This window comes from Candidatus Desulfofervidus auxilii (genome assembly GCF_001577525.1).
Lineage (GTDB): Bacteria > Desulfobacterota > Desulfofervidia > Desulfofervidales > Desulfofervidaceae > Desulfofervidus > Desulfofervidus auxilii.
On sequence record NZ_CP013015.1, the window covers coordinates 1,391,935 to 1,415,568 of the forward strand.

A 23,634-nucleotide genomic window follows, 5' to 3' on the forward strand; every position below is an offset into this window, starting at 1 on the left:
TCCGTATCCATTCTTTCCTTCAATTGCAAATGATATTATCCCACCTTCTCTTTTCTCAATCTCTCTAAATTCTCTAACTGCCTTATAAAATTCACTGAATTTGTGTGCTATCTTCTGGTCATACAAAATCTGTTCTTCATCATCCATGATAATTATGTGATGATTATCACTGCCAATATCGATTCCTCCAGATAACCTTTTCACGCCTCACCCTCCTTTATGTTTGATATTTTATGGCTCTGCCAATACCTTTATCCCGTCTATAATAGCCACTTAAAGGCACCTTTCCATTAGACAGGGTATTGGCAGGAGAACATCCGGCAATTCAAACCGAGTCACAATAATTCAACATTATTGACTGACCCCGTTAGCCACAAATGTTCCCCTAGCCATTTATCATTTATATCACATAAAGAAGGCTTCTTAATTTCATTCCCCATTTTTTACTCTCACTTTTAATTATAGACCCCAATTCCACTACATTTGACTATTTCATTCCCTCACTATTTCACTACTCACTGATTTAATGCTTTGGCATTTGGATTTTTTATTTTGTTAAATTACTTATGGCCTGACTTTGACGTAGCCCTGTAAAAAATAGTGGATTTATTGACTTTCACAAGTGATGTGTATATCATGAGAAAGTTATGAAAAGGATAGGGGTTTATTGTCGTAAGGATGTCTGTCCAGAGAGAGCGGTCAAAGAATTGATAGAATGGCTTGAAAAACGAGGTTATGAAGTTTTTATATTTCCTTTTTCTGAAGAGAACCTGGATCTAGTGATTGTTTTAGGTGGTGATGGGTCTTTACTGCACGTGGCTAGAGCGATTTGGCCCAAAAAAATACCTATTTTAGGTATCAATTGGGGAAATTTAGGTTTTCTCACTGCAGTAAATAAAAATGAAACCTATCCTATGCTGGAAAGAGTGTTTAAGAAAGAATTTGAGATAAGAAAGAGGATGACTTTAGAGGCTACCATTTCTTCTAAACAAGACAAAGAACCTTTTATGGCCTTAAATGAAGTGGTAATAGAAAGAGGTGGATATACCCGTCTTATCACTCTTTCTGTAGATACTCAAGGACAACCCCTAATTACTTTACGGGCAGATGGTTTAATTGTGGCTACTCCCACTGGCTCTACTGCATATTCTTTGTCTACAGGGGGACCTATTGTCTTCCCAAGCCTTGATGCTTTAATCATTTCTTCTATTTGCCCTTTTTATCTTGCTCATCGCTCTTTAGTTCTTCCCCCTGATCATGTGGTAGGAGTAAGAGTAGAAAAAGGAGGTGATGGTGTAAGGGTAGTGTTTGATGGACAATTGTCTTTTCCTCTTCAAGTAGGAGACAGGGTAGAAATAAAGAAGTCTCTCAATCCTATATATCTCATAGAAAATGAAAAATTTTTTGAGACCCTAAATCAAAAATTATGTTGGGGATGTTAGGCATTAAAGAGAAAAATCATATTTTACCTCTAACTGAAAAGCTACGTCCCAAATCCTTTCAAGAATTTGTGGGGCAGAGACATTTGGTAGGAGAAAATGGGGTTGTGACCCGATTAATAAAGGAAGAAAAACTTTGTTCTCTTATTTTTTGGGGACCTCCCGGAACAGGTAAAACTACCTTGGCCATGTTGATAAAAGAACATTTTGGTTATCCTCAAGCCACCTTTTCTGCTGTTACCACCAGCATTAAAGAGATAAAGATATTTATGCAGTCTGCTCAAAAAAGAATGGAACTTGAGCATCGGCCTAGTATTCTTTTTATTGACGAAGTTCACCGCTTTAACCGTGCCCAACAAGATGCTTTTTTGCCTTATTTAGAAAAGAATATTATCATTCTTTTAGCCACTACTACTGAAAATCCTTCTTTTTATCTAACTTCCCCTTTGCTTTCTAGGTGTAAGGTGTTGTTATTTTATCCTCTGTCTCAAGAAGAACTCTTAATGGTAATTAAAAGAGCCATAACTGCCTTCCCTTACATGATAAAAATCCCAGAAGAAGTAATAAATATTATTATCCGAATAGGTCAAGGTGATGCAAGAGTGGTTTTGAATACTCTAGAGTTGGTTTTGGAACTCAGTCCTCTCCAAAATGGTGCAAAAATTGTGTCCCTAGAGACATTAAAAACCGTTTTGGGGAAAATCCCACTTCGCTATGACAGAAGTGGAGATGAACATTATCATTTGATATCTGCTTTTATTAAAAGTATGAGGGGGAGTGACCCAGATGCGGCTATTTATTGGTTAGAACGAATGCTTGAAGCCGGAGAGGACCCCTTATTTATTTTACGTCGGATGTTAATTTTTGCCTCTGAAGATATAGGTAATGCCGACCCCCAAGCCCTTCAGGTTGCGGTATCTGCCTTTCATGCCTTTCAAGCAGTAGGTCTTCCAGAAGGTATTTTAAATATTATTCAGGCAGTGGCTTATTTGGCAAGTGCTCCCAAAAGTAATGCTGTTTTAAAAGCTCACCATCTAGCCCAGAAAGATATAAAGTATTATGGAAGTTTGCCTGTACCACTACATATTCGTAATGCCCCTACTAAATTAATGAAGAGTTTAAAATATGGAATAGAGTATAAATATCCACATGATTATCCCAACGCTCATGTTAAACAAGCATATTTACCATCACAACTTCAAAAAAGGCAATATTATTATCCTAGTGATAGAGGATGGGAAAAACATATCAAGGCATATTTAAATAAGCTATGGAGGGGTAAAAAATAATGAACATAATTATTTGGATAATAGGAATAATTTGGGTAGCATTAGGCATTTGGGCTATTATTAAACCTGAAGGAGTTAAAAAGGTAATGCAAAAATACTTTGCCCAAAGAAATCCTCGGTTTTTAAGTATCTTCCCCTTATTGTTTGGTATTTTGCTTATAATTGCTTCTTTTAAAGCAAATGCCAGGTGGTATGTATTTATCTTGGGTTTTCTTCTTTGTTTAAAAGGAATATTTTATATCATTACTCCCCAAATTGTGCGAAAAATGGTTAATTGGTGGGCAAATATGAATATAAGAAGTTATCAAATTTGGGGATTGATAACTTACACTTTGGGTATATTTTTATTAGTTTGGAGATAAATAATGATTGCCATTGTGAACTATCGGGCAGGCAATTTGACCAGTGTGCAGAGAGCATTGAGTTATCTGGGATATGAGTCAAAGATTACCTCTAATCCTAGTGAAATTCTGAAGGCAAAAAGGGTAATTTTCCCTGGGGTAGGAGCTGCTGGAACGGCCATGGAAGACTTGAAAAAAACAGGTATGGGAGAAGCATTGAAAGAAATTTATTTGCGCAAAATTCCTCTTTTGGGTATTTGTCTGGGAACACAAGTGATTTTTGAATATAGTGAAGAAGACAATACCCCATGTTTGGGAATTCTTTCAGGCACAGTCAAAGCCTTCCCTTATCCACTTAAAGACCCAGAGGAAGGCGAGATATTAAAAGTACCCCATATGGGTTGGAATTATGTTGAATTCATAAAGCCGCATCCTGTTTTTGTAAACATACCTCCAGGAGCAGAGTTTTATTTTGTTCACAGTTATTATCCATCTCCACAATGTCCAGAGGACATTTTCGGGATTACAGACTATGGGATTAAATTTTCCTCTGTAGTGGCTTCTAAAAGTTTAGTAGCAGTGCAATTCCATCCTGAGAAGAGCGGAGGTCCGGGCTTAAAAATATTAGACAATTTCTGCCGCTGGAGGCCAAATGATGTTGAGTAAGAGAATTATTGTCTGTTTGGATGTCAGGAATGGAAGGACTACTAAAGGAATCAAGTTTAGAAATAATGTGGATGTGGGTGATCCAGTAGAGATGGCTAAAATATATTATGAAGAAGGTGTAGATGAAATTGTTTTTTATGACATCACCGCTTCATCTGAATACCGTGAGATTATGATTGATGTAGTAGATAAAGTAGCCCAACAGATATTTATACCTTTTTCAGTTGGAGGAGGTATACGTAGTGTAGAAGATATGCGACGGGTGTTATTGGCTGGGGCTGAGAAAGTAAGTGTGAATACCGCTGCTGTGCTTAACCCTAAAATAATAGAAGAAGGGGCTAAGGCATTTGGTAGTCAGTGTATTGTTTTAGGTATGGATGCCAAAGCCGTAACTCCATCATCAAAAATTCCTTCTGGCTATGAGATTCAAATCCATGGAGGACGCACCTATACGGGTATTGATGCCTTATGGTGGGCAAAAAAAGCAGAATCTTTGGGAGCAGGAGAAATCTGTCTCAATTCCATTGATGCCGATGGAACACAGGCAGGTTATGAACTGAACTTAACAAAATTAATTTCTGAAAATGTTTCCATTCCTGTAATTGCTTCAGGTGGAGCAGGGGTACCAGAGCATTTATATGAAGTTTGTACTAAGGCCAAGGCAGATGCTGCTTTGATTGCTTCCATGGTGCACTATGGCACTTATACTATTCGAGAAATTAAAGAATATTTATACAACAAAGGATTGAGAGTAAGGATGGTATGGTAGATGAAAATTGCCCTTGCCCAAACCAATCCCATTGTGGGTGCCTTTGATTATAACCTAGAAAAGGCCGGTCGTTTTATAGAAGAGGCCAAGCAAAAACAATGCAAATTAATAATCTTTCCTGAACTCACTTTAATCGGCTACCCTCCTAAGGACTTATTAGAAAGAGAAGATTTTATAGATAATAGCCTGATAACTTTAGAAAGATTAATCCAACGCACAAAGGGAATTGCAGTTATCTGTGGATATGTAGAACGTAATATAAACCATGCTAAGCCTTTGTTCAATGGGGCTATTTTTTTTGAAGACGGAGAAATATTCCTTAAAACCTATAAGATACTTTTACCTAGTTATGATGTGTTTGATGAAACAAGATATTTTGCCCCAGGTCAAAAGGCACGGTTTGTAAAATGGAACAATAAAAAAATTGGGGTAACTATTTGTGAAGATATTTGGAATGATAAGGACCTATTTCCAAGACAACAATATGAGTTTGACCCCTTAATCCAGTTAGCTCAAGAAAATATAGATATCTTAGTTAATATTTCTGCTTCTCCTTACTATGTTGGCAAACCTAGCTTTCGTTTGAAAATATTCAGTCATTTAGCTAATAAATACCAGTTTCCTGTAGTTTATGCCAATCAGGTAGGAGGAAATGATGATATTGTTTTTGATGGTAATAGCAAGATAGTATTGCCAGATGGTAGTATCTTAGCTAAAGGAAATTCATTTGCTGAAGATTTAGTGGTGGCAGAGATGGAGAAGGAAAGTGGAGAGAAAATTTCTTTACCAGAAGAAGAGGCCGAGGTTTTAAAAGCCATAGTTTTAGGAACTAGAGATTATGCTCAAAAAACGGGTTTTAAAAAGGCTATTGTGGGATTAAGTGGAGGTATAGACTCTTCACTGGTTGCTTATATTGGTGTGCAGGCCTTAGGGAGGGAAAATGTTTTAGGGATAGCTATGCCTTCTCCTTACACTTCAAAAGAGAGTCTGGAAGATGCAGAAGCACTGGCTAAAAATTTAGGAATTCAATATCAAGTAATACCCATTACAGAGGTATTTCAGGTTTATTTAAAAGTATTAAAACCTGCCTTTAATGAATTACCTTGGAGTGCTGCTGAAGAAAACATCCAGGCACGTATTCGGGGTAATATCCTTATGGCCTTAAGTAATAAATTTGGTTATCTTGTGCTTTCTACAGGAAATAAATCAGAGATGGCAGTGGGCTATTGCACGCTTTATGGAGATTTAACTGGTGGTTTAGCTGTTATCTCCGATGTCCCAAAGACAATGGTTTATCGTCTAGGACGGTATATTAATCGGGAAGCAGTGGTCATTCCTGAACGTGTCCTTACCAAACCCCCTTCTGCCGAACTTAGAACAAATCAAAGAGACGAGGATGATTTACCTCCTTATCATATTTTGGACCCTATCCTAAAAGAATACATTGAAAATCAGCGTAGTGTGAACGAAATTGTGGCTATGGGATTCCCAAGAGAAATAGTAAAAGAAATTGTGCGTAAGGTAGATAGAAGTGAATACAAGCGTAAACAAGCACCTTTAGGGATAAAGATTACTACCAAAGCCTTTGGTTACGGACGTCGCTATCCAATTGCTCAAAGATATACAGATTGTTTATTAAAACCTACCCTTGAGTTCTAAACTATAGTCCCAAAATCCGTGATAACTTTAAAAGAAAACCCACAAATATAGCAACTGACCTTACACAAAGTATGAATTGTTTTTAATTTTAAGTCATAACATTATAAAAAGTCATTATTTATGGCTGGGGCTGTCAAGGAGTGCTCGCCCGCCAGCCTGCGGGCAGGTTGGAATTTTATCCAAAAGGAGGTCGCGGATTTTAAACTAGTTGACAAAATGGAGAAATTTGGTTACCAAAAATAAAAGAGCGCCTGTAGCTCAGCTGGACAGAGCAACGGACTTCTAATCCGTAGGTCGCAGGTTCGAATCCTGCCAGGCGCACCAAAAAGAAAGTTAAAATTAAGGCCAGTTAGGAAAAACACTTAGCTGGCCTTTTTATTCCCAAAAACTTAGGTGTAACTTTAATCCTTGTTTACTTCGCAGAGAGCGGATTTTTCTCAACTCTTTTTTTATAATTTTTTCACCACAACATCTTGTATTGTTACGAGGAAGTACTAGGGGGCAGGACAAATGCCTCTCTATACTTGCCTGCCTGTCGGCAGACAGGTTAAAAAGGCCAATTTAACAAAACGCATAGAGGGGCTTAAGGGCAAAATCATGTCCTTTAATTTTACAATTGATCAAAGGCTTATGTTAGTGGAATTAGTAGAAAAATGGATAGATGATTGTAAGGCATATGGGGTAAAAAGTATTACCTTAAAATTTAAATTTTTACGGTTTTGCTTGACATGATACAACTAGGAATTAACATGGAGGTAATACTATGAATATTCGGAAAATCACATCATTGACTATGCTAATCTCGTTTGTGCTTTGCATTCTGACGAGTGCCATACTTTACATTGCGCCACATGGCCGAGTCGCATATTGGTCAAATTGGCGTCTATGGGGCTTAAGCAAGACGCAATGGAGCGAGTTACATCTCAATTTAGGTATTCTTTTTTTGTTGGCCGGGTTTCTGCATGTTTATTATAATTGGAAATCAATAACTGCCTATTTAAAAAACAAAGCGAAACGAATAAAGGTGTTTACTGTAAATTTTAATATTGCTTTGATGCTTACCCTTATTGTTGGTATCGGGACCTATTTTCAAATTCCACCGATGAGCACTATAATTAATATTAGCGAATCAATTAAGGATTCGGCTGGTATTAAGTACGGCGAACCACCTTATGGCCATGCCGAGCTATCTTCCTTAAAAATGTTTGCCAAAAGGGTGGGGCTTGACCTATCCAAAAGTATAGAGTTACTTCGGCAAGCCGGCATCAAATTTGAAAATGAGACACAAACCATTAATGACATCGCAAAGAAAAATAATCTTTCGCCAAAACAGGTGTACGAGATTATTAAACCCGCAACTCAAAAAAAAGACACTGGTGAACATTCTGTTTTTCCAGATTTACCACCTCCTGGTTTTGGCAGAAAAAAACTTGCCGAGTTTTGTGATGATTTCGATTTGGATCTCACTGAAATAATACATGCCTTGTCCCAGAAAGGAGTAAAGGCCACGTCAACACAGAGCATTAAGGAGATTGCAGCGAAAAACAATATGGAACCAATGGCTATCTTTGAGATAATCAGAGACGCAATCAACGGAAACAAGAGAGCTCCGAACAATCGTATCGACCCGGACAGCAAAAAACGCCACTCGTTCCTTATTCTGCTTTTTGCTACCGGTTATGCCTAAAGACTGCGAGAAGAGTGGAGGAAGACTTACGGCCAGATATTACACCCTATATTACTTTCAGTGCTATCCCAAAATCCGCGATTGATGTTTAGATACCTGGCTGCCGAACAGGCAGGACAATATATATTGGTTATACTTGTACAGGGCTTATAGATATTAGGCTTGTAGGAATAGTCACACTTATGGATATTTTAAGGGCCTCAGAAATTCATGAATAGACCTGCCTGCTAATACTTTGAACATAGCGATGGTTTGTTTAAATTAGATTATTTTTTGACTGCCTTTAACGAGAGGGGTTTCAACGTTCTTTAATGCCCTAAAACCTCTTAGTATTTCCCTAAATTTCTTATTTGTTACATTCACTTCTTTCAAAGTGGCCATTTTATCTTGCTTGTCTGCGTGAATCGCAGGTATCTCCAATATGTTAAATGAAGGATAAGACCTGCCCTTCAGCCTCCGAGATGTGGCTGTCCCTGCTGTGATAAGATAGGTATTCTCTAGCCTCCATGTCCAGGGCAAGTGCTTATGGCCTGAAAAAACAAAATTTACTCCCAACTCCATACAAATCTTTAGAACATCCCCTGCATCTGAGGGTATGTTTCTCTCCCTTCCTGTTCCAGGGATAGGAATAAGGTGATGATGCATGGCCAGTATTTTTACCTTGTTGTTTATGGATAATTTTTCTCTTATGAGCCCGTAGTTTTCCCGTCCTACATGTCCATCATCTATGTCTGGTTGACTGGAATCTATCCCCAAAATCACTACTTTCTCATTTTCATAGTAAGGGCATCTTGTCCCAAAAATCTCCTCAAAAATTATATATCCCTCGTTTCTTGCATCATGATTGCCTGGTACTACTATTTTATTCTTCACCTTTATTCTATCGATATATGTCTTTGCCAATTCATATTCATGGACATATCCATCATCTGTAAGGTCACCTGTGATAATAAGTATCTCTGGCATTTCAGAATTTAAGATATCAATAACATTTTCACCCCACTGCGAAACAAAATTTGGGCCTGTAATATGCAAATCAGAGACATGCGCTATTTTTATTTTTTCATCTTTGACCATATAAGAAATCTAAATCTTTTTTATTACAAAATGGTGCCAAAATGATTAAGATTTTGCGAAAGTTATATTATGGGCTTTAATCACAAAAAAGAGAGAAAAAGCCATTTAGACTTTTTCCCTCAGACTTGATTCCTTAGATGTTCTCTAGAAAGTTTCTGAAAAACCCCAAAGGTAATAAGGTGAACTATTAAAATCAAAACTAGCCATATTGGTGCCGGTAGGAACTACCAACACCCATCCCCAATATGTCCCAGGAGACAGGGCTGATTTATTAAATTCTGGAAGTATTTCCTCATATACAGAATGTGTCTGATTTTTTCTCCAGGCAGATACTAAGGCCAGGTCAGTTACCAGATGAAACTGATTGTTTTCATCTATAGAATACAAAGAACCATCAGGTAAGGAGATACCCAGATAGATATCTACTGGGGCAGAAAAGGTATGTAATCCTACCTTCACACTGGCCTTACCATGTTCTACAAAACCATCAGACATAGGTCTTGCCAGTTTAGGATTGGGATGGGTATAAGGATAGTTTTGCGGAGAATAGATATAAGTATTAGGAGCAGTAGGAACAGGCATCTTAGCCAACTCACCACCTAAGGTCGTCCAGCCCTTTGTCCAGTCATACTGAGAATCAAAGGCTCCTATAAAGTCGGCATTTCCCACAAAGAAGCGATCTTGTGGCGGATTGGCAGCTCCGCTAAGGGCAGGAGACCCAGCCGAGGGACGTAAATCAGGATTTTGCCAGTCAGTGCTGTTGAGAAGAGGGTCAACCAAGCGGTTGTTTTGCATCATCTGGGTGACAAATTCCTTAGTAGTGAAAGGTGGGGTATAACCCTTCTCATCGCTCTCATCAGGGTTAAAGTTCTCTCCACCTAAATTGTTGTAGATGATATTATGATCAATTATCAGTTCACCGTTTTGAGCCCTGGCAAAGGTAGCTTCATTGTCAATGTCTACAGCGGCCTCTAAAAAGCCATAGATAATGGAATTTTGAAGGTTAAGTCGTGTTCCACGGCGAGGGAGTACCCCTTCGCCTTCTTCCTCAGGGATCTGATTATTGCCGATAAGGGTCATATTGTAAAGATCCGCCTTGGATATAGGCTGGGCATCATTGTCGGCCTTAAGATTATCAGCCTCAATGCCCCGCCGGCCCGCATCATTGGCTAAAAGGCCTACTATAAACTGGCCTTTGCCCTGATACCCATTTGTCCAGTCATACTGGTCATCAGTGCAATAAGTGACCAGGATGTTTCTGACATTAGCGTTGCCACCAAAAAACTCTATCCCATCGTCATCGTTGTGATCTATTTGAACATACTCAATGATGGTCTCATCACCGACACCCTGTAGAGTAAGGCCATTCCACTCATTTTCCCCATCTATCCGGAAACCACCGTATTCGATACGCACATAACGTAAGATACCACTGCTGTCATGCGGATCACACCCGCCATATTCGCCCATGCCGGCCTCTCCCACTACTGTCACATCCTCTATCGGTGCAGGACAAAGGACCCCAGTTGCATTTGTTGTTCCGTAGCCATTAATAGATATCCCGCCCCAGTCGCCTCTTGCTGGGTTTTCTGAAGCACTGGTAAACACGATAGGTTCTTCAGGGGTTCCTATGGCTATAATCTTTGCCCCCCGATCGATGATTAAGGCACTCCGAGGTTGGCAATATATTTTTGTGCCAGGCTTTATGGTAAGAACACAAGGTGCTTTTACTATGGTATTAGCCTCAAGAAATACCTCACCTTCCCAGGTGGTATCTTCAGCGATAATCCCTCCTACCCTAGTCTGGGCAGGTGCCTGGACCAACCACAAAAGACATAACACAATACTAAGAACAAGCCCTTTAAAAGGATAACCTCGTAACAAACCTTTACTCACCATAACAACACCTCCTATTTAATATTTGCCTGAATAAATACCAATTTTTTGTTACAAAAGTTTGACATTCCTGTAGCTTTTTATTAACAAAGATATAGCTATTAAAAGTACCTTGATAATCCGATAGAGAAAGAGACCCCCTCCTTATAGCGCTGGTAGATTCTATCTCCTTGTGTAAATTCAACCTGCTCATTAAGCAGGTTCTTGGCTGTAAATTTTAATTCCCAGGGGCCGAAGTTCTTTTTTACTAGAAAGTCCAGCCAGTGGGTGGGTTCTTCATAAATGTCTGGAAGACCATAGGCCGCTGCGGCATAAAGGCGTTTTCCTATGTAGTTATAAAGTAGGCGAATGGTAAGGTTTCGATCAGGGTTAGTGTAGTCAAAGACAAGGTTAATAATATGATCGGATTGTCCGTGAAGAGGCCGCTTGGCAGCGGTCATAATGGGTGTTATATCAGACCCCATTTCCACCTTTGAGTAGGTATAGGTGTAATTGAAATTAGTGGTCAGATTAGTAAACAGGGGATGGATAAAGCCTAGCCCTTTTCTAATCTCAAGTTCTAGCCCTGTAGCATAACCTGACTTAGCATTAATGTAATACCTTCGCGTGCCCGCCGAGGTAGCTTCCTGAACCCTCTCAATAGGCTTAGTTATGTCTTTATAAAAAAAGCTTACTGCTTGAAGCTCGTAAACACTGGGGAACCACTCCAAACGAATGTCAAAGTTCCTAAAATTTGCCGTTTTTAGGTCCGGATTGCCCACTACTGTTTCTGTCTCTGCCACATCATAGTATTCAAATTCAGACAACTCCCGAAGCTGGGGACGGTTTACGGTCTCTGAATAGCTCCCACGCAGGTTCATTGTATCTGTTAATGAAAAAGTCACATTGATGGCCGGAAAGACATCATCATCACTGAGTTTGGCCACAACAGCTTCTTCAGGATCAAAGGGATTAAAGGTTGCCACCTCTATGTCATCTGCCTCAAATCTTATACCTCCAACAGTACGCAACTTATCAAACAGTAGGAGGTCCAACATAGCATAGGTCGCCACGTTTCGCTCCCAGGCATCATAGGCATCCGTTGACCTTGTGGTTTCTTCTAACCACCAACCGTTGCGGACCTTAAAATTCTCAGGGGCATAGAGAGACTGAGGGTCTAGACTAAGATCTACATCCAGAATTCCTGGGCCCCGTCTGATGTGAAACCGCCTGTAGGTAAAATCCCTGTCCTGATAGGTGTAAGAGAAACCCCATTTTAACTTGGTAGGTATCTTGATGAGGTTCTCAAGGTCTAGTTTCCAGTCCAGTCCTGTATCCCAGCGGTATTCACCAAGGTCAGCAAAATATCTGGTACCACTTCGGGGAGAATCCATCCAGAGGGTTGGCTCGCCAGCCTCCCTATCATAGAAGTACTGAACTTCTCGTTGGTCAGGTTCTTCTAGCCCTGTCTTTGAGTAGCTAACTCGCCAGTTAATGTCACTTTTGCCAAAGGATATGTGGTGGTTTCCCAAAAGCTGCCCCTGGTAAATATACTCCTCGCACCACTTAAGACGTCTATCCCAGATATCCTGACCCCAAGTCTCATGGTATCCGAAGTACTCCCGAACCTGATCATTGGACTTACGCTGGTAGAAGTTTTTAAAAGAGAATTTGTGCTGGGGAGACAGCTCAAAGCCTACATTCAAAATTCCTCCCCAATCAACCTTCTTCTCATATGTATTAAAGGTGAAGTCTGCAAGGATCTTTTGGCGACCCTGATAACCCATACTGTACCATTTGCGCTCTTCATCTTCTATGGTCTGGAATTTGCGACCGTAATGAAGGTTGAGGAAATAGCCAAACTTTTTAACCTTGTTTCCAATTTCAAAACCAAATCCCTGGGAAGGATAGGCAGTAATTTCGCTGGGATTCCAAATATTTTCAAATGCCCTGCCAAACTTTACTATCTCTTCTGGGCTGAAGCCCTCACCGGTAATATCAAGTGGCTTTATGAATTCTGATGGTATTTCATCGGGAATATCTCTGGTTCCGTCATCAAATCCCAACCAGTCCCAGTTTCCACCGTTATATTGCTTAAAGGCCTTAAATGTGGTTCGACTGTTATAGCCTGTGGAAAGGGAGAACTTCATTTTAAAGGTGTCAGGATAGTCCTTGGTTTCAATCTGGACAAGACCGCCGGAGAACTCAGCGGGGAGGTCAGGAGTATAGGATTTGGCTACATTGATAGATTCTACAATAGTTGCAGGAAAAAGGTCTAAGGGTACTATTTTCTTTTCAGGCTCTGGAGAAGCAAGGCAGGTCTTATCAAGAGTTGTCTTTGAATAGCGGTCACCAAGGCCTCTTACAAAGACATATTTTTTCTTAACCACAGATATACCGGTCACCCTTCTAACTACTTCGGCCACATCTGCATCAGGTTGTTTTTTTATAACTTCGCTGCTAACACGATCAGTAATGGCAGGTGCCTTTTTACGGAGAATAAGCTGGGTGGCCTCAGTGGCCCTTTCAGGTTCAGCCACTACCTCTACCACTTCTATCTTTTCCTCTTTTCTTGGTTCAAGGGAGATATCTAACCTTGTTACTTTGCCAGGCCTAACTACTACATTTTTGATTCTCTGTCCTTGATAAAGGGGATAAAAGACTCTAATTTCATATTTACCCTCAGGCAACTCCAGGCGAAACTTTCCATCTAGGTCTGTAAAGACCTTTTTGCCTGTTTCTACCACCTCTACCCCGGCTTCGATAAGGGTTTCACCTGTATTTTTGTCCAAGACTACCCCACTTATAATACCGCTCTTTTCTTCCTTTGCCTGCCCGCCATCGCTACCTGCCCGCCAATGCCTGTTTGCCTCGTTCTCCTGCACGACGATGGGCCTGCCTGCCATCGCTTTGCTCAGGCAGGCAGGCAGGCGCTCAGGCGTTAGCAGGCGGGGCTGACTAAAGGCAAATGAAGGCATAAACAAGAGAAACATCAACAGCCAAAGTAGCTTTTTCACTGGAGCCTCTTGAGAATTTTAATTTTTGGCCAAAGGTTTTGTTAATACAGCAATAGTCACAGCCCCGCCTTCTCTAGCTCTATCCATTACCTCCACCGCGAAACCGTAATTGGCATGGTCTTCTATATCTACAAAAAGCACATGGTCATCTCGGGCCGCAAACACCCTTTTTAGGCGTTGGGGAAGTTCCTCTAATGAAACCTTTACATTTCCATTTATTAAAAGTTTGTTTTTAGGTAATATACAAAGCACTAAGGGTTCTTCGGTGTTTGTTTTGGATTCTTGCTTCACTTCTTTTTTCTCTTGTTCCGGAATATGAACCCAAAACTGCCTTACCAATAAAGGAGTAATTACCATAAAGATGATTAAAAGCACTAACACTACATCTACTAAAGGAGTGACGTTTATTTCTGGCCTCACTCCCTTATTTTTATTTCCTGAATATAAATCCACTCCCATTTTAGCCCTGTTCCTTATGCTTATGTTTATGACCTACCACCAATCCCGTGCCTTTGAATCCCAGTAATTTAGCCTTTTGTAGCACAGGGCGTATCTTTCCAAATTCTAAAGATGCATCGGCCTTTAAAGTCAGACGTCTGTTTGGGGTTTCTTGCCGAACCTGTCTTAATTTATCCTCTAAGGCTTCAAGTGTTGGATAAATTTGCTCTTTTATATAGTAATACCCATCAGCAGTGATAATTACACAAACAGGTTCATAACTCATTTTGGCCTTGGGATCAGGATGAAATACTGCAGGTAGCTTTACCTGAAATTTTTCTAGCATCTTTGGGGTAAGCACCATAAAGATGATTAAAAGCACTAGCACTACATCTACAAGCGGTGTTACATTAATGTAAGGACTAAGGGACCTCCTTTGCACTTTTATCCTCCATTTTATCCACAATCTCCTGGGCTATATTCTTTAAAAATATTTCTTCCTTTTCTATTTTTCCTGAAAGATAATGAAAGGCAATGACTGCTGGAATGGCGACAAATAATCCTAGGGCAGTTTCTACCAGGGCCTCGGCAATACCGGCTGAAACAGCTGCCAGTCCACCAGAACCTGTTTTAGCTATGCCTTCAAAGGCAGAAATAATCCCAATTACTGTCCCTAATAGACCCACAAAGGGGGCTACAGAACCTACCGTAGAAAGAATGCCAAATCCCTGTCGCATCTCCTGGGATAGATTTTCCACATACTGCCCCAATCTTTTAGCTACCCTTTCAGGTCTTTTATGGGCTAAATAGTGCCTTATTTCCATACTTACTAAACGGGCGGCATAACTTGCCTGAAATTTAGAAGCAAGATTGAGGGCCGCCTCAAAATTTGGATTATTGAGAATAGGTTCTAATTTTCTTATAAACTCCTTTGATTTCCTCTGGTGGCGAAATAAGACAAAACATCGGTCTATAAATACCGATAAGGACATAAGCCCCATAATAATCAAACACAAGGCCACCATCTTTGCCAGGGGGCTCATGGTATGCCAGATATGGGCCCAATTTAGCTCCATCACTATCTCCTCATGTCTTTATTTTGAAAGGAATCTTTATAATCCGATACACACAAATGGGTTTACCTTGATAAATGGCAGGACGATATCGCCAACGTTTCACTGCTGCAATGGCAGCTGCAGCAAAAGGCTCCTTGCCTCTTAAAACTTCCGCTTTAGTTACCTGTCCTTTTTCATCAATGATTACCTTGAGGATAACTAGCCCATTAAGCCCTTTAATCTTTGCTTCTAAAGGGTATTGGGGCAAAGGATTATCAGGATAGGGTTGGGGAGGAATGGCATTTTCTGGCAAACGAATGGGTTCCAGTTCTGTCTCTGCCCCAGCTACTCCACCTTCCAGCCCAAGAGGATCTGCCTTTGAAGGGCTATAATTCCCATATACCGCTACACCTTTGTCTTGGCTTGGATCCGCTTCCTTCGGAGGTATCTTAGGAACCTCGGTAGGGGCTACCAATTTTTTAGTTATAGGTTTATCTATTTTTTTTACTTTTAAGTGTTTGGGAATAAAAGGAGTGCCTACCTTTGCCCTTTGAATGGAGTGTTTCTTTACTATGGAAACGGATTTTTTCTCTATTTTCGGTTTGATTATAACAGGTTTTGGCTTTTTAACAATTTTTTCTACAAATTTTACATCCACTTTAGTTTGACTAAACGGATTAATACTCACTGGGGTTGGAGAGTTGATACTCAAAATGAATACACCCAATGCCAAATAAAACATGCCAGACAAAAATACGGAAATAATCCGTCTTTTAAAAGAAACAGTCCCTTCTTTTATTATCCCTATCTCCCCTAACATAACCCCTCCTTGATCGTAAATTTAAAAGAGATTTAGACCAGTTTTGTTACAAAATGATGTCAAAATAATTAATTTTTGGCAAAAATTCTCGAAATGGAGGTTTATACCTTGACGGGAAGGGTTTGTGTGTTAAATTTTTTAACAATGGCTACTATTTTAGTTATTGAGGACGATAAAGATATCGCCAATTTGATCGCCTATCACCTGGAAAAGGAAAAATATAAGGTAGTCATCACTCATGATGGAGAAACAGGACTTTCCTTGATTCAAAAAGCTCATCCCAGCCTTATTCTTTTAGACCTCATGTTGCCTGAATTAGATGGATTAGAAGTTTGTCGAATGGTAAAAACAAATCCTAGCACCCAAAATATTCCTATTATCATGGTTACAGCCAAGGGTGAGGAAATAGATAAGATAACTGGCTTTGAGCTAGGAGCAGATGATTATATTGTAAAGCCGTTTAGCCCAAAGGAGTTAGTTTTGAGGATAAAGGCCGTGTTAAGAAGGATGTCTTCCTCACCAGAAAAGCACTTCTTAGAGGCAGATGGATTGGTAGTAGATGTGGATTCTTATAAAGTAACGATAGACGGTCAGCCAGCGCATTTAACCGCCACTGAGTTTAATTTACTGGTAGCCTTAATGGAAAAAAGAGGAAGGGTATTGGGTAGGGAAATCCTTTTACAAAAGGCATGGGATTATTCTTTTGAGGGCTATGCTAGAACCGTGGATGTTCACATTAAACGCCTTAGGCAGAAGTTAAGAAATAAGGCTTACTTAATAGAAACCGTGAGAGGAGTGGGTTACCGTTTTAAAGAATAGACGATGATACGCTCTTTATATATGTCAAATAGGGTATCTTGCCTGCTAAGTAGTGCTTCTACATTTTATATTTCAGTTCCCTCAATTTAGGATAATTTCAGACAAAAAACCAGGAAAGTTGGGATAGGCGAGTTAGGACATAACCCTGGGGAAGCAACTTATCTCTCCCATCTCCAATTCCAGGCATTGTCAGTAATGACTTGTTAAGCGCAATGGCTCAATGCAGAATGCAAATTGAAAAATGCAAAATCACCTTCTGTTAAATTGGAACGTTAGCACGTTTACACGTTAGAACGTTGAGACGTGCTTAGTCCTTAGTCTCTAGTCCTTAGTCCCTAGTCCTTAGTCCCTAGTCCTTAGTCTCTAGTCCTTAGTCTCTAGTCAATTCTAGTCTTCTTTTTGATTGAGGCATTACAAAGTTTGCAAGTTAGAAAGTTATAAGCTGTTTTTCAAAGACTTAAGGTATTTAATAAAGCCGTTAGCACGTTTACACGTTAACACGTTGACACGTTTACATGTTAGAATTAGGAACTGGGAATTGGGAATTTCTATTTTCTATTTTCTGTTTCCTATTTTCTGTTTCCCGTTTCCCTTTCCTTCTTTATGCACGTTTACAAAGTTGTAAGTTAGAAAGTTTGCAAGTTGGAAATGGGAACTGGGAATTTCTGTTTTCCGTTTTCTATTTTCTTACCTGTATTTTGTAGGTTTGCCCCCAATTCCACTACGAAAGGAGGGGGAAAATGACTTTGCAATTTGCACTTTGTAATCTTCTAGCGGATTTAAGGAGGTTTTTCTCTTGCTTTCATTTTTTTTCAGTGTTAAAAAATAAATATGCGGCCTTTATTACAAATTGCTTTAGACTTAACTGACAAAAAAAGGGCACTAGAAATAGCAAATTTAATAGCCCCTTTGGTAGATATTTTGGAAGTAGGCACACCTCTTTTAAAGGCAGTAGGAGTAGAAATTATTACTAGTTTAAAACAACTTTATCCCAATAAACTCATTCTGGCAGATACCAAGACTATGGATGTGGGAAAAGTAGAGGCAGAGTTGGTTTTTAATGCTAGGGCAGATATGATGACCGTATGTGCGGCTGCTCCCTTAGAGACTATTAAGGCTGCTGTTACTAAAACCCAGACCTTAAATAAAAAAATTGTGGTGGACTTTATTGGGGTAGAGAATAAATTAGAAAGGGGGAGAGAGATTGTTTCTTTAAAACCTGATTATTTCAATCTCCACACAGCTATTGATGTTCAACAGGTAAAAGGTAAGTCATTTGAGGACCTAGATTTATTTAGAAAACACTTCAATATTCCTCTCTGTGTAGCAGGTGGTATCATCCCAGAGGATATTCCTAAATTTATGCCTTACAAACCGGCTATTATTATTGTGGGAGGGTTTGTCACCAAGGCTAAAGACCCCAAAAGTGCGGTTATTGCCTTAAAAAAGGAGATAGAACGTGCATTATAAAGAAATTTTAAAAAGGATTAAAGAAATTACTGACCGTATTAGTGAAAAAGAAAGTGTAGAATTTATAAATCTCATTAAAACCTCTCCCCGTGTCTATGTGGTGGGAGCAGGCCGTTCAGGATTGGTGGCTAAGGCATTTGCTATGCGTCTGGTCCATTTGGGCATAAAGGTTTTTGTGGTAGGCGAAACAGTTACCCCTGCCTTGCGGGAGGGCGATATTTTGTTGGCTGTCTCGGGTTCAGGGAGAACCGCTGTGGTAGTAGAAGCAGCTAAGGCAGCTAAGGCAGCTAGAGGTAAAGTGGCCGCTGTTACTAGTGATGCTCAATCTCCTCTGGCTAAATTAGCTGATTTTATAGTAATCATTCCTTCCAGAATTCGCCCCAAGGAACATGTGCATTATGAGGTAGGTGAATTATTGGGCTCATCCCTTACTCCATTGGGAACCCTATTTGAAGTTTCTACTCTTATCTTTTTTGAATCATGTGTAGCTGAGCTGATGAGACAATTAGGAGTGAAAGAAGAAGAAATGAAAAAAATACATGCCAATATATAAAAATGGAAAGGATTAAAGATTTATCTAAACAATGGCAACAAATGGGAATGGCTTGCCAGAGACTTTCTGCTAATTTAAAAAATTATTTAAAGACCATAGAAAAACAAGCCAATCCATTTGTATTGGAGGGTATAATAAAGGAAGCACAAAAGGAATATCATAAAATAAAAAAAATAAATGAAACCTTAGAATTATCTCAGAACTTCTTCCAACAGGCCAAAGGGGAAATAAACAGACAAATAGAAGCCTATAGAACAAGACTTGGAAGTATATTAGCTACACAATTACCAGACATAAAAATAGAAGGCCAATTGCCTAAATTAAAGGTAGGTTTACTTACCTTGGAATTTATCTTCGGAAAAAACGAAGTCAAGGTTTGGTATGGTCCTCAATATGAAATGTTGACCAAAGTAAATTTGACCAAGGTAGATTTAGCTACCGTGGTTAAGGATATTTATGCTCGATTAGAAAAAAATGGTCAAAAAGGTGAAGCCTTAGGAGCATTACTCTGGGAAGCCTATAAAAAAAGTTTGCTCCAGACAGGGAAAAGCATGGGAATGCCTGTCTCCTTTAGAACCCTTTTTCCTTATTTAGTGTGGCTCCAACAAAAGAAAGATTTTTGGCTCCATCCCCGACGTGTTACTTTTAAAGAATACTCTCGGGTACAATTAAGTTTTGACTTATTTCGCACCCCTCAACGTCATTATCAGGGCCATGAGTTTCGTTTAATGGTGGCCAGTAGGGAGCAGACAAAAAATAAGGCCGATTTTCTCTGGGTGCCTTCCAACTGGCAAGGGGAGGGATATTGTTTTACCGCCATTTATTTCAAGAATAAAATCTAATGCAAATTTTAGTCTTTGGTTTGGGTGCTCTAGGACATGTCTTTGCCACTCTGCTTCAAAAAGCAGGACATCAGGTTGTGGGTATTGGACGTCCGTCTGTAACTAAGGCCATCAAGGAAAAAGGCATCCAAGTTAAAGGTATTTGGGGAGAACATAAAGCTAATTTAAAGGGAGTGTATACTTCTGTATCAGAACTTCCTTCCCAAAATTTTGACCTTATGATGCTTACAGTTAAATCTTATGATATAAAGACAGCAGTAGAAAGCTTAAAACCATTGGTAGCACCAAATACCTTGGTAATGTGTGTGCAAAATGGCTATGGAAATTATGAGATAGCCAGTGAGGTGCTTGGCGACAACCATGTAGTTTTAGCCAGGGTAATCTTTGGAGCAGAATTATTGGCACCTGGTAAAGTGAAGGTAACAGTGTGTGCAGATGATGTGATTATTGGTTCACCCAAACAGGCTATTTCTTCTCACCGGTTGGAAAATTTAGCTACTCTTTTTAATCAAGCCCGAATTCCTACTCGTTTTTCTCCTGATATTTTATCCTATGTGTGGGATAAGATTCTTTATAACTGTGCCCTAAATCCTTTAGGGGCAATTTTAGAAGTAAATTATGGGGTGTTGGGAGAAAAAAATGAATTAAGAACAATAATGAATGAAATTATTAAAGAAATATTTATAATAGCCAAGGCTTATGATATTCCCTTATTTTGGTCATCAGTGGAGTCCTACTTGGAACACTTTTATACCAAACTTCTTCCACCTACTGCTGCGCATTATCCTTCTATGCTTCAGGATATCCAAAAAGGGAAAAGGACAGAGATAGATGCCTTAAACGGGGCTATTGTGCGTTTAGGTAAAAATGCAGGGATAAAAACACCCATTAATTCTATTATTACATATCTCATTAAAGGAAAGGAGCAAATATGCAGCCAAAGAAAAAAGAGATAGTTTTATCGCGGAAACAAATTGAGCAAAAAGTGAAAGAAATAGCTACTCAAATTACTAGAGATTATGCTGGAAAGACACCTATTTTAATCGGAATATTGAAAGGGGCATTTATTTTTTTGGCTGATTTAACAAGAAATATTGAGTTACCACTTAAAGTAGATTTTGTGCGTTTAGCTAGCTATGGAGAAAAGGACTATAGCACTGGCCAAATAAAATTGATAAAAGATATAGAGTTCTCCATTAAAGGACAGGATGTCATTGTAGTTGAAGACATTGTAGATAGTGGTTATACTTTGGCTTTTTTATTAAAACATTTGGCCAAAATGAAACCTGCTTCTTTAAAGGTTTGTGCCCTGATAGACAAGCCAGAACGGAGAGAAGTGGAGGTAAAACTGGATTATGTTGGTTTTCAGGTAAGTGGCTTTTTGGTAGGTTATGGGTTAGATTATAGTGAGCAATATCGTTGTTTGCCTGATGTATACCGCCTTATTTTTTAATTAGGGATTTATCTTAATACCCAAAGCAGGTTCTAACACCTCATCCATGTTTTTTACTAAAAAGAAGTTTAGTTGTTTTTTAGCCGATTTGGGCACTTCTATTAAATCTTTGCTATTCTTCTCGGGGATAATTATATTTTTTACCTTGGCCCTAACTGCCGCTAGGACCTTTTCTTTAATTCCACCCACAGGTAAAATCCTTCCTCTTAGGGTGATTTCTCCTGTCATGGCAGTTTCTTTATTTACTGGTTTATTAATTAAGGCTGAAATTAAGGCTATGGCCATAGTAATACCAGCCGAGGGTCCGTCTTTTGGAACCCCTCCTTCTGGGACATGAATGTGGACATCAATATGCTCATAAAAGTTATCTCTTAAACCCAAACTTTCTGCCCGAGAACGGACATAACTAAGGGCAGCTTTAGCTGATTCCTGCATGACCTCTCCCATTTGGCCAGTAAGCATGAGTTTGCCTTTTCCTCTCAAAACTGTTGCCTCTACCCTTAGGATTTCCCCTCCATAAGATGTCCAGGCCAAACCAGTGGCCACCCCAACTTCATTTTCTTCTATTTCTCTCTCAGGGAGATACTTGGGGGGGCCGAGATAAGCATCCAAGTTATTGGGGGTGATTTTAAAAGTCTCATTTTTTCCTTCTGCCAATTTTCGGGCTATTTTGCGACAAATACTTCCCATTTCTCTCTCTAGGTTCCTCACTCCTGCTTCCTGTGTGTAATAACTTATAATTTTTGATATGGTTTCAGGAAATATTTGAACATTCACTTCTGTCAAACCATGTTGTTTGATTTGGCGGGGCCATAAGTATTTGAGAGCAATTTGAAGTTTTTCTTCTTGGGTATAACCAGGAATTTCTATAATCTCCATGCGGTCTTTTAAGGCTGAAGGAATAGGGTCAATAAGGTTAGCGGTAGTGATGAACATCACTTTAGATAAATCAAAGGGAAGGTTTAAATAATGGTCGCTAAAGTTTACATTTTGTTCGGGGTCTAATACTTCTAAAAGAGCCGAAGCAGGGTCACCTCTAAAATCTGTGCCGATTTTATCTATTTCATCTAGCATAAATACAGGATTATTTGAACCTATTTGTTTTAATCCCTGAATAATTCTACCTGGTAATGCACCAATATAAGTGCGGCGGTGCCCTCGGATTTCAGCCTCATCTCTTATTCCGCCCAAAGAAATACGCATAAATTTTCTTCCTAATGCCCGGGCAATAGATTTTCCCAATGATGTTTTTCCTACCCCAGGAGGGCCTACAAAGCATAAAATTGCTCCTTTTGCTTGAGGATTCAATTTTTTTACACTCAAATATTCCAAAATCCGCTCTTTGACCTTTTCTAGATTATAATGGTCTTCATCCAAAATCTTTTTTGCCTGCTTTATGTCTAACTTATCTTTAGTGCTTCTTTGCCAGGGAAGTTCCACTAACCAGTCTAAATAAGTGCGAATTACATGGGCATCACCGGAATCAGGATGCATCATGCTCAAACGTTCTAATTGTTTTAATGCTTCTTTTTTGGCAACTTTGGGCATTCTAGCCCTTTCAATTTTTTCTCTAAGTTCTTCTATTTCCTCATCAATTTCATCAAATTCTCCTAATTCCTTTTTAATAACCTTAAGTTGCTCACGGAGAATATATTCTCGCTGAATTTTACCCATTTCTTCTCTAGCCTGGGAGCGAATTTTGGCTTGAACGCTAGAGACTTGAAATTCCTTTTCAAGCAACTCATGGATTTTTTTAAGCCGTTTTATGGGATTTAAAGTTTCCAATGCTTGCTGGGCATCACTTAGTTTGAAACGCAAATTGGAACTAATAATATCTGCCAATTGGCCTGGTTCGTCTATGCTATTAAGGATAGCCATAATATCTTCATAGTCTAATCCTTTAAGGGATAGAATTTTTTCACTTTGTTCGCGGACATTCCGCATGAGGGCTTCTGTTTCCACTGTAATTTCTGAAACTTGTTTATCTTCTAAGGGAATGATTTTTGCCATAAGAAATGGAGAAATCTGTATATATTCTTTAATGGCCACCTTAGTAAGACCTTGAATTAATAATTTTAACTTACCATCTGGTAAACTAAGTTGACGCATAATTAAGGCTATTGTGCCCACATTAAACAGATCTTCGGGATGAGGTGTTTCTATAGCAGGGTCTTTTTGCGTCACAAAAAGGATGAGTTTGTCTTTATTGAGACTTTCCTTCACTGCCTTTAAAGACATAGGACGTCCAACAAATATGGGAAGAAGCATAGAGGGAAATACCACTATATCCTTCATGGGAACTATGGGTGCGGTTTCAGAAATAATGATTTCTTTTTCTTCAAAAATTTCTTGCATTTTTATTATT

Annotated in this window: 22 protein-coding genes, 1 tRNA gene and 1 pseudogene; 15 read left to right on the forward strand and 9 right to left on the reverse strand. The window is 39.3% G+C overall.

The window, feature by feature from the left end; translation table 11 throughout:
* Positions 1-204: pseudogene (locus HS1_RS13420) on the reverse strand (hypothetical protein); the annotation flags it as partial.
* Between the two features lie 443 nt (positions 205-647).
* Here HS1_RS13420 and HS1_RS06995 point away from each other — a divergent pair.
* The 9 genes from HS1_RS06995 to HS1_RS07035 all read left to right on the forward strand — a co-directional run bounded on the left by HS1_RS06995 (position 648) and on the right by HS1_RS07035 (position 7,850).
* A complete protein-coding gene (locus tag HS1_RS06995) occupies positions 648-1,442 on the forward strand; it encodes an NAD(+)/NADH kinase (RefSeq protein ID WP_066062854.1) in 795 nt (264 codons plus the stop codon).
* The gene (locus tag HS1_RS07000; RefSeq protein WP_066062857.1) at positions 1,427-2,728 is read left to right on the forward strand and encodes a replication-associated recombination protein A; all 1,302 of its coding nucleotides are present in this window, start codon (positions 1,427-1,429) and stop codon (positions 2,726-2,728) included. The genes HS1_RS06995 and HS1_RS07000 overlap by 16 nt, the downstream gene beginning before the upstream one ends.
* A complete protein-coding gene (locus tag HS1_RS07005) occupies positions 2,728-3,090 on the forward strand; it encodes a DUF2065 family protein (protein ID WP_066062860.1) in 363 nt (120 codons plus the stop codon). Before HS1_RS07000 ends, HS1_RS07005 begins: the two co-directional genes overlap by 1 nt.
* A 3-nt stretch (positions 3,091-3,093) precedes the next feature.
* Entirely contained in the window at positions 3,094-3,735 is a 642-nt protein-coding gene (gene hisH / locus HS1_RS07010) for an imidazole glycerol phosphate synthase subunit HisH (protein ID WP_066062862.1), read from the forward strand.
* On the forward strand, positions 3,725-4,504 hold the full coding sequence (hisF, locus tag HS1_RS07015; RefSeq protein ID WP_066062865.1) for an imidazole glycerol phosphate synthase subunit HisF: 780 nt from the start codon (positions 3,725-3,727) through the stop codon (positions 4,502-4,504). The genes hisH and hisF overlap by 11 nt, the downstream gene beginning before the upstream one ends.
* Complete coding sequence (locus HS1_RS07020; RefSeq protein WP_066062868.1) at positions 4,505-6,163, forward strand: NAD+ synthase; 1,659 nt, start codon at positions 4,505-4,507, stop codon at positions 6,161-6,163. It begins immediately after the preceding gene.
* 247 nt (positions 6,164-6,410) lie between these two features.
* Positions 6,411-6,487: transfer RNA gene (locus HS1_RS07025), tRNA-Arg, on the forward strand.
* 186 nt (positions 6,488-6,673) lie between these two features.
* Positions 6,674-6,895, forward strand: a complete 222-nt coding sequence (locus HS1_RS07030) for a hypothetical protein (protein WP_066062871.1) — start codon at positions 6,674-6,676, stop codon at positions 6,893-6,895.
* Positions 6,896-6,926: 31 nt separating this feature from the next.
* The gene (locus tag HS1_RS07035) at positions 6,927-7,850 is read left to right on the forward strand and encodes a DUF4405 domain-containing protein (protein ID WP_082757697.1); all 924 of its coding nucleotides are present in this window, start codon (positions 6,927-6,929) and stop codon (positions 7,848-7,850) included.
* 261 nt (positions 7,851-8,111) lie between these two features.
* Here the strand turns inward: HS1_RS07035 and HS1_RS07040 are convergent, their stop codons facing one another.
* The 7 genes from HS1_RS07040 to HS1_RS07070 form a co-directional block, all read right to left on the reverse strand.
* Positions 8,112-8,927, reverse strand: a complete 816-nt coding sequence (locus tag HS1_RS07040) for a metallophosphoesterase family protein (protein ID WP_066062874.1) — start codon at positions 8,925-8,927, stop codon at positions 8,112-8,114.
* 144 nt (positions 8,928-9,071) lie between these two features.
* Complete coding sequence (locus tag HS1_RS07045; RefSeq protein ID WP_066062877.1) at positions 9,072-10,826, reverse strand: hypothetical protein; 1,755 nt, start codon at positions 10,824-10,826, stop codon at positions 9,072-9,074.
* Between the two features lie 98 nt (positions 10,827-10,924).
* The gene (locus tag HS1_RS07050; protein WP_216638259.1) at positions 10,925-13,780 is read right to left on the reverse strand and encodes a TonB-dependent receptor domain-containing protein; all 2,856 of its coding nucleotides are present in this window, start codon (positions 13,778-13,780) and stop codon (positions 10,925-10,927) included.
* A gap of 57 nt (positions 13,781-13,837) precedes the next feature.
* Positions 13,838-14,278 (reverse strand): ExbD/TolR family protein, encoded by a 441-nt coding sequence (locus tag HS1_RS07055; RefSeq protein WP_066062883.1) that lies wholly within the window; start codon positions 14,276-14,278, stop codon positions 13,838-13,840.
* Position 14,279: 1 nt separating this feature from the next.
* Complete coding sequence (locus tag HS1_RS07060) at positions 14,280-14,699, reverse strand: ExbD/TolR family protein (protein WP_066062886.1); 420 nt, start codon at positions 14,697-14,699, stop codon at positions 14,280-14,282.
* Entirely contained in the window at positions 14,680-15,333 is a 654-nt protein-coding gene (locus HS1_RS07065; RefSeq protein ID WP_066062889.1) for a MotA/TolQ/ExbB proton channel family protein, read from the reverse strand. Before HS1_RS07065 ends, HS1_RS07060 begins: the two co-directional genes overlap by 20 nt.
* 10 nt (positions 15,334-15,343) lie before the next feature.
* Positions 15,344-16,132 (reverse strand): energy transducer TonB, encoded by a 789-nt coding sequence (locus tag HS1_RS07070; protein ID WP_066062892.1) that lies wholly within the window; start codon positions 16,130-16,132, stop codon positions 15,344-15,346.
* A gap of 144 nt (positions 16,133-16,276) precedes the next feature.
* Between HS1_RS07070 and HS1_RS07075 the strand changes: the two genes are divergently transcribed.
* From HS1_RS07075 to hpt, 6 genes are all read left to right on the forward strand, one after another.
* Positions 16,277-16,951 carry a response regulator gene (locus tag HS1_RS07075; RefSeq protein ID WP_066066501.1) on the forward strand — a complete coding sequence of 225 codons (675 nt, stop codon included), beginning with the start codon at positions 16,277-16,279 and terminating at the stop codon, positions 16,949-16,951.
* Between the two features lie 831 nt (positions 16,952-17,782).
* A complete protein-coding gene (gene hxlA, locus HS1_RS07080) occupies positions 17,783-18,421 on the forward strand; it encodes a 3-hexulose-6-phosphate synthase (RefSeq protein WP_066062895.1) in 639 nt (212 codons plus the stop codon).
* Positions 18,411-18,974 carry a 6-phospho-3-hexuloisomerase gene (gene hxlB / locus HS1_RS07085; protein WP_066062898.1) on the forward strand — a complete coding sequence of 188 codons (564 nt, stop codon included), beginning with the start codon at positions 18,411-18,413 and terminating at the stop codon, positions 18,972-18,974. Before hxlA ends, hxlB begins: the two co-directional genes overlap by 11 nt.
* A 2-nt stretch (positions 18,975-18,976) precedes the next feature.
* Complete coding sequence (locus tag HS1_RS07090) at positions 18,977-19,816, forward strand: hypothetical protein (RefSeq protein ID WP_066062901.1); 840 nt, start codon at positions 18,977-18,979, stop codon at positions 19,814-19,816.
* On the forward strand, positions 19,816-20,772 hold the full coding sequence (locus HS1_RS07095; RefSeq protein WP_066062906.1) for a ketopantoate reductase family protein: 957 nt from the start codon (positions 19,816-19,818) through the stop codon (positions 20,770-20,772). Before HS1_RS07090 ends, HS1_RS07095 begins: the two co-directional genes overlap by 1 nt.
* A complete protein-coding gene (hpt, locus tag HS1_RS07100; RefSeq protein WP_066062909.1) occupies positions 20,748-21,269 on the forward strand; it encodes a hypoxanthine phosphoribosyltransferase in 522 nt (173 codons plus the stop codon). Before HS1_RS07095 ends, hpt begins: the two co-directional genes overlap by 25 nt.
* Here the strand turns inward: hpt and lon are convergent, their stop codons facing one another.
* Positions 21,270-23,624 (reverse strand): endopeptidase La, encoded by a 2,355-nt coding sequence (gene lon / locus HS1_RS07105; RefSeq protein WP_066066504.1) that lies wholly within the window; start codon positions 23,622-23,624, stop codon positions 21,270-21,272.
* Between the last annotated feature and the right edge of the window lie 10 nt (positions 23,625-23,634).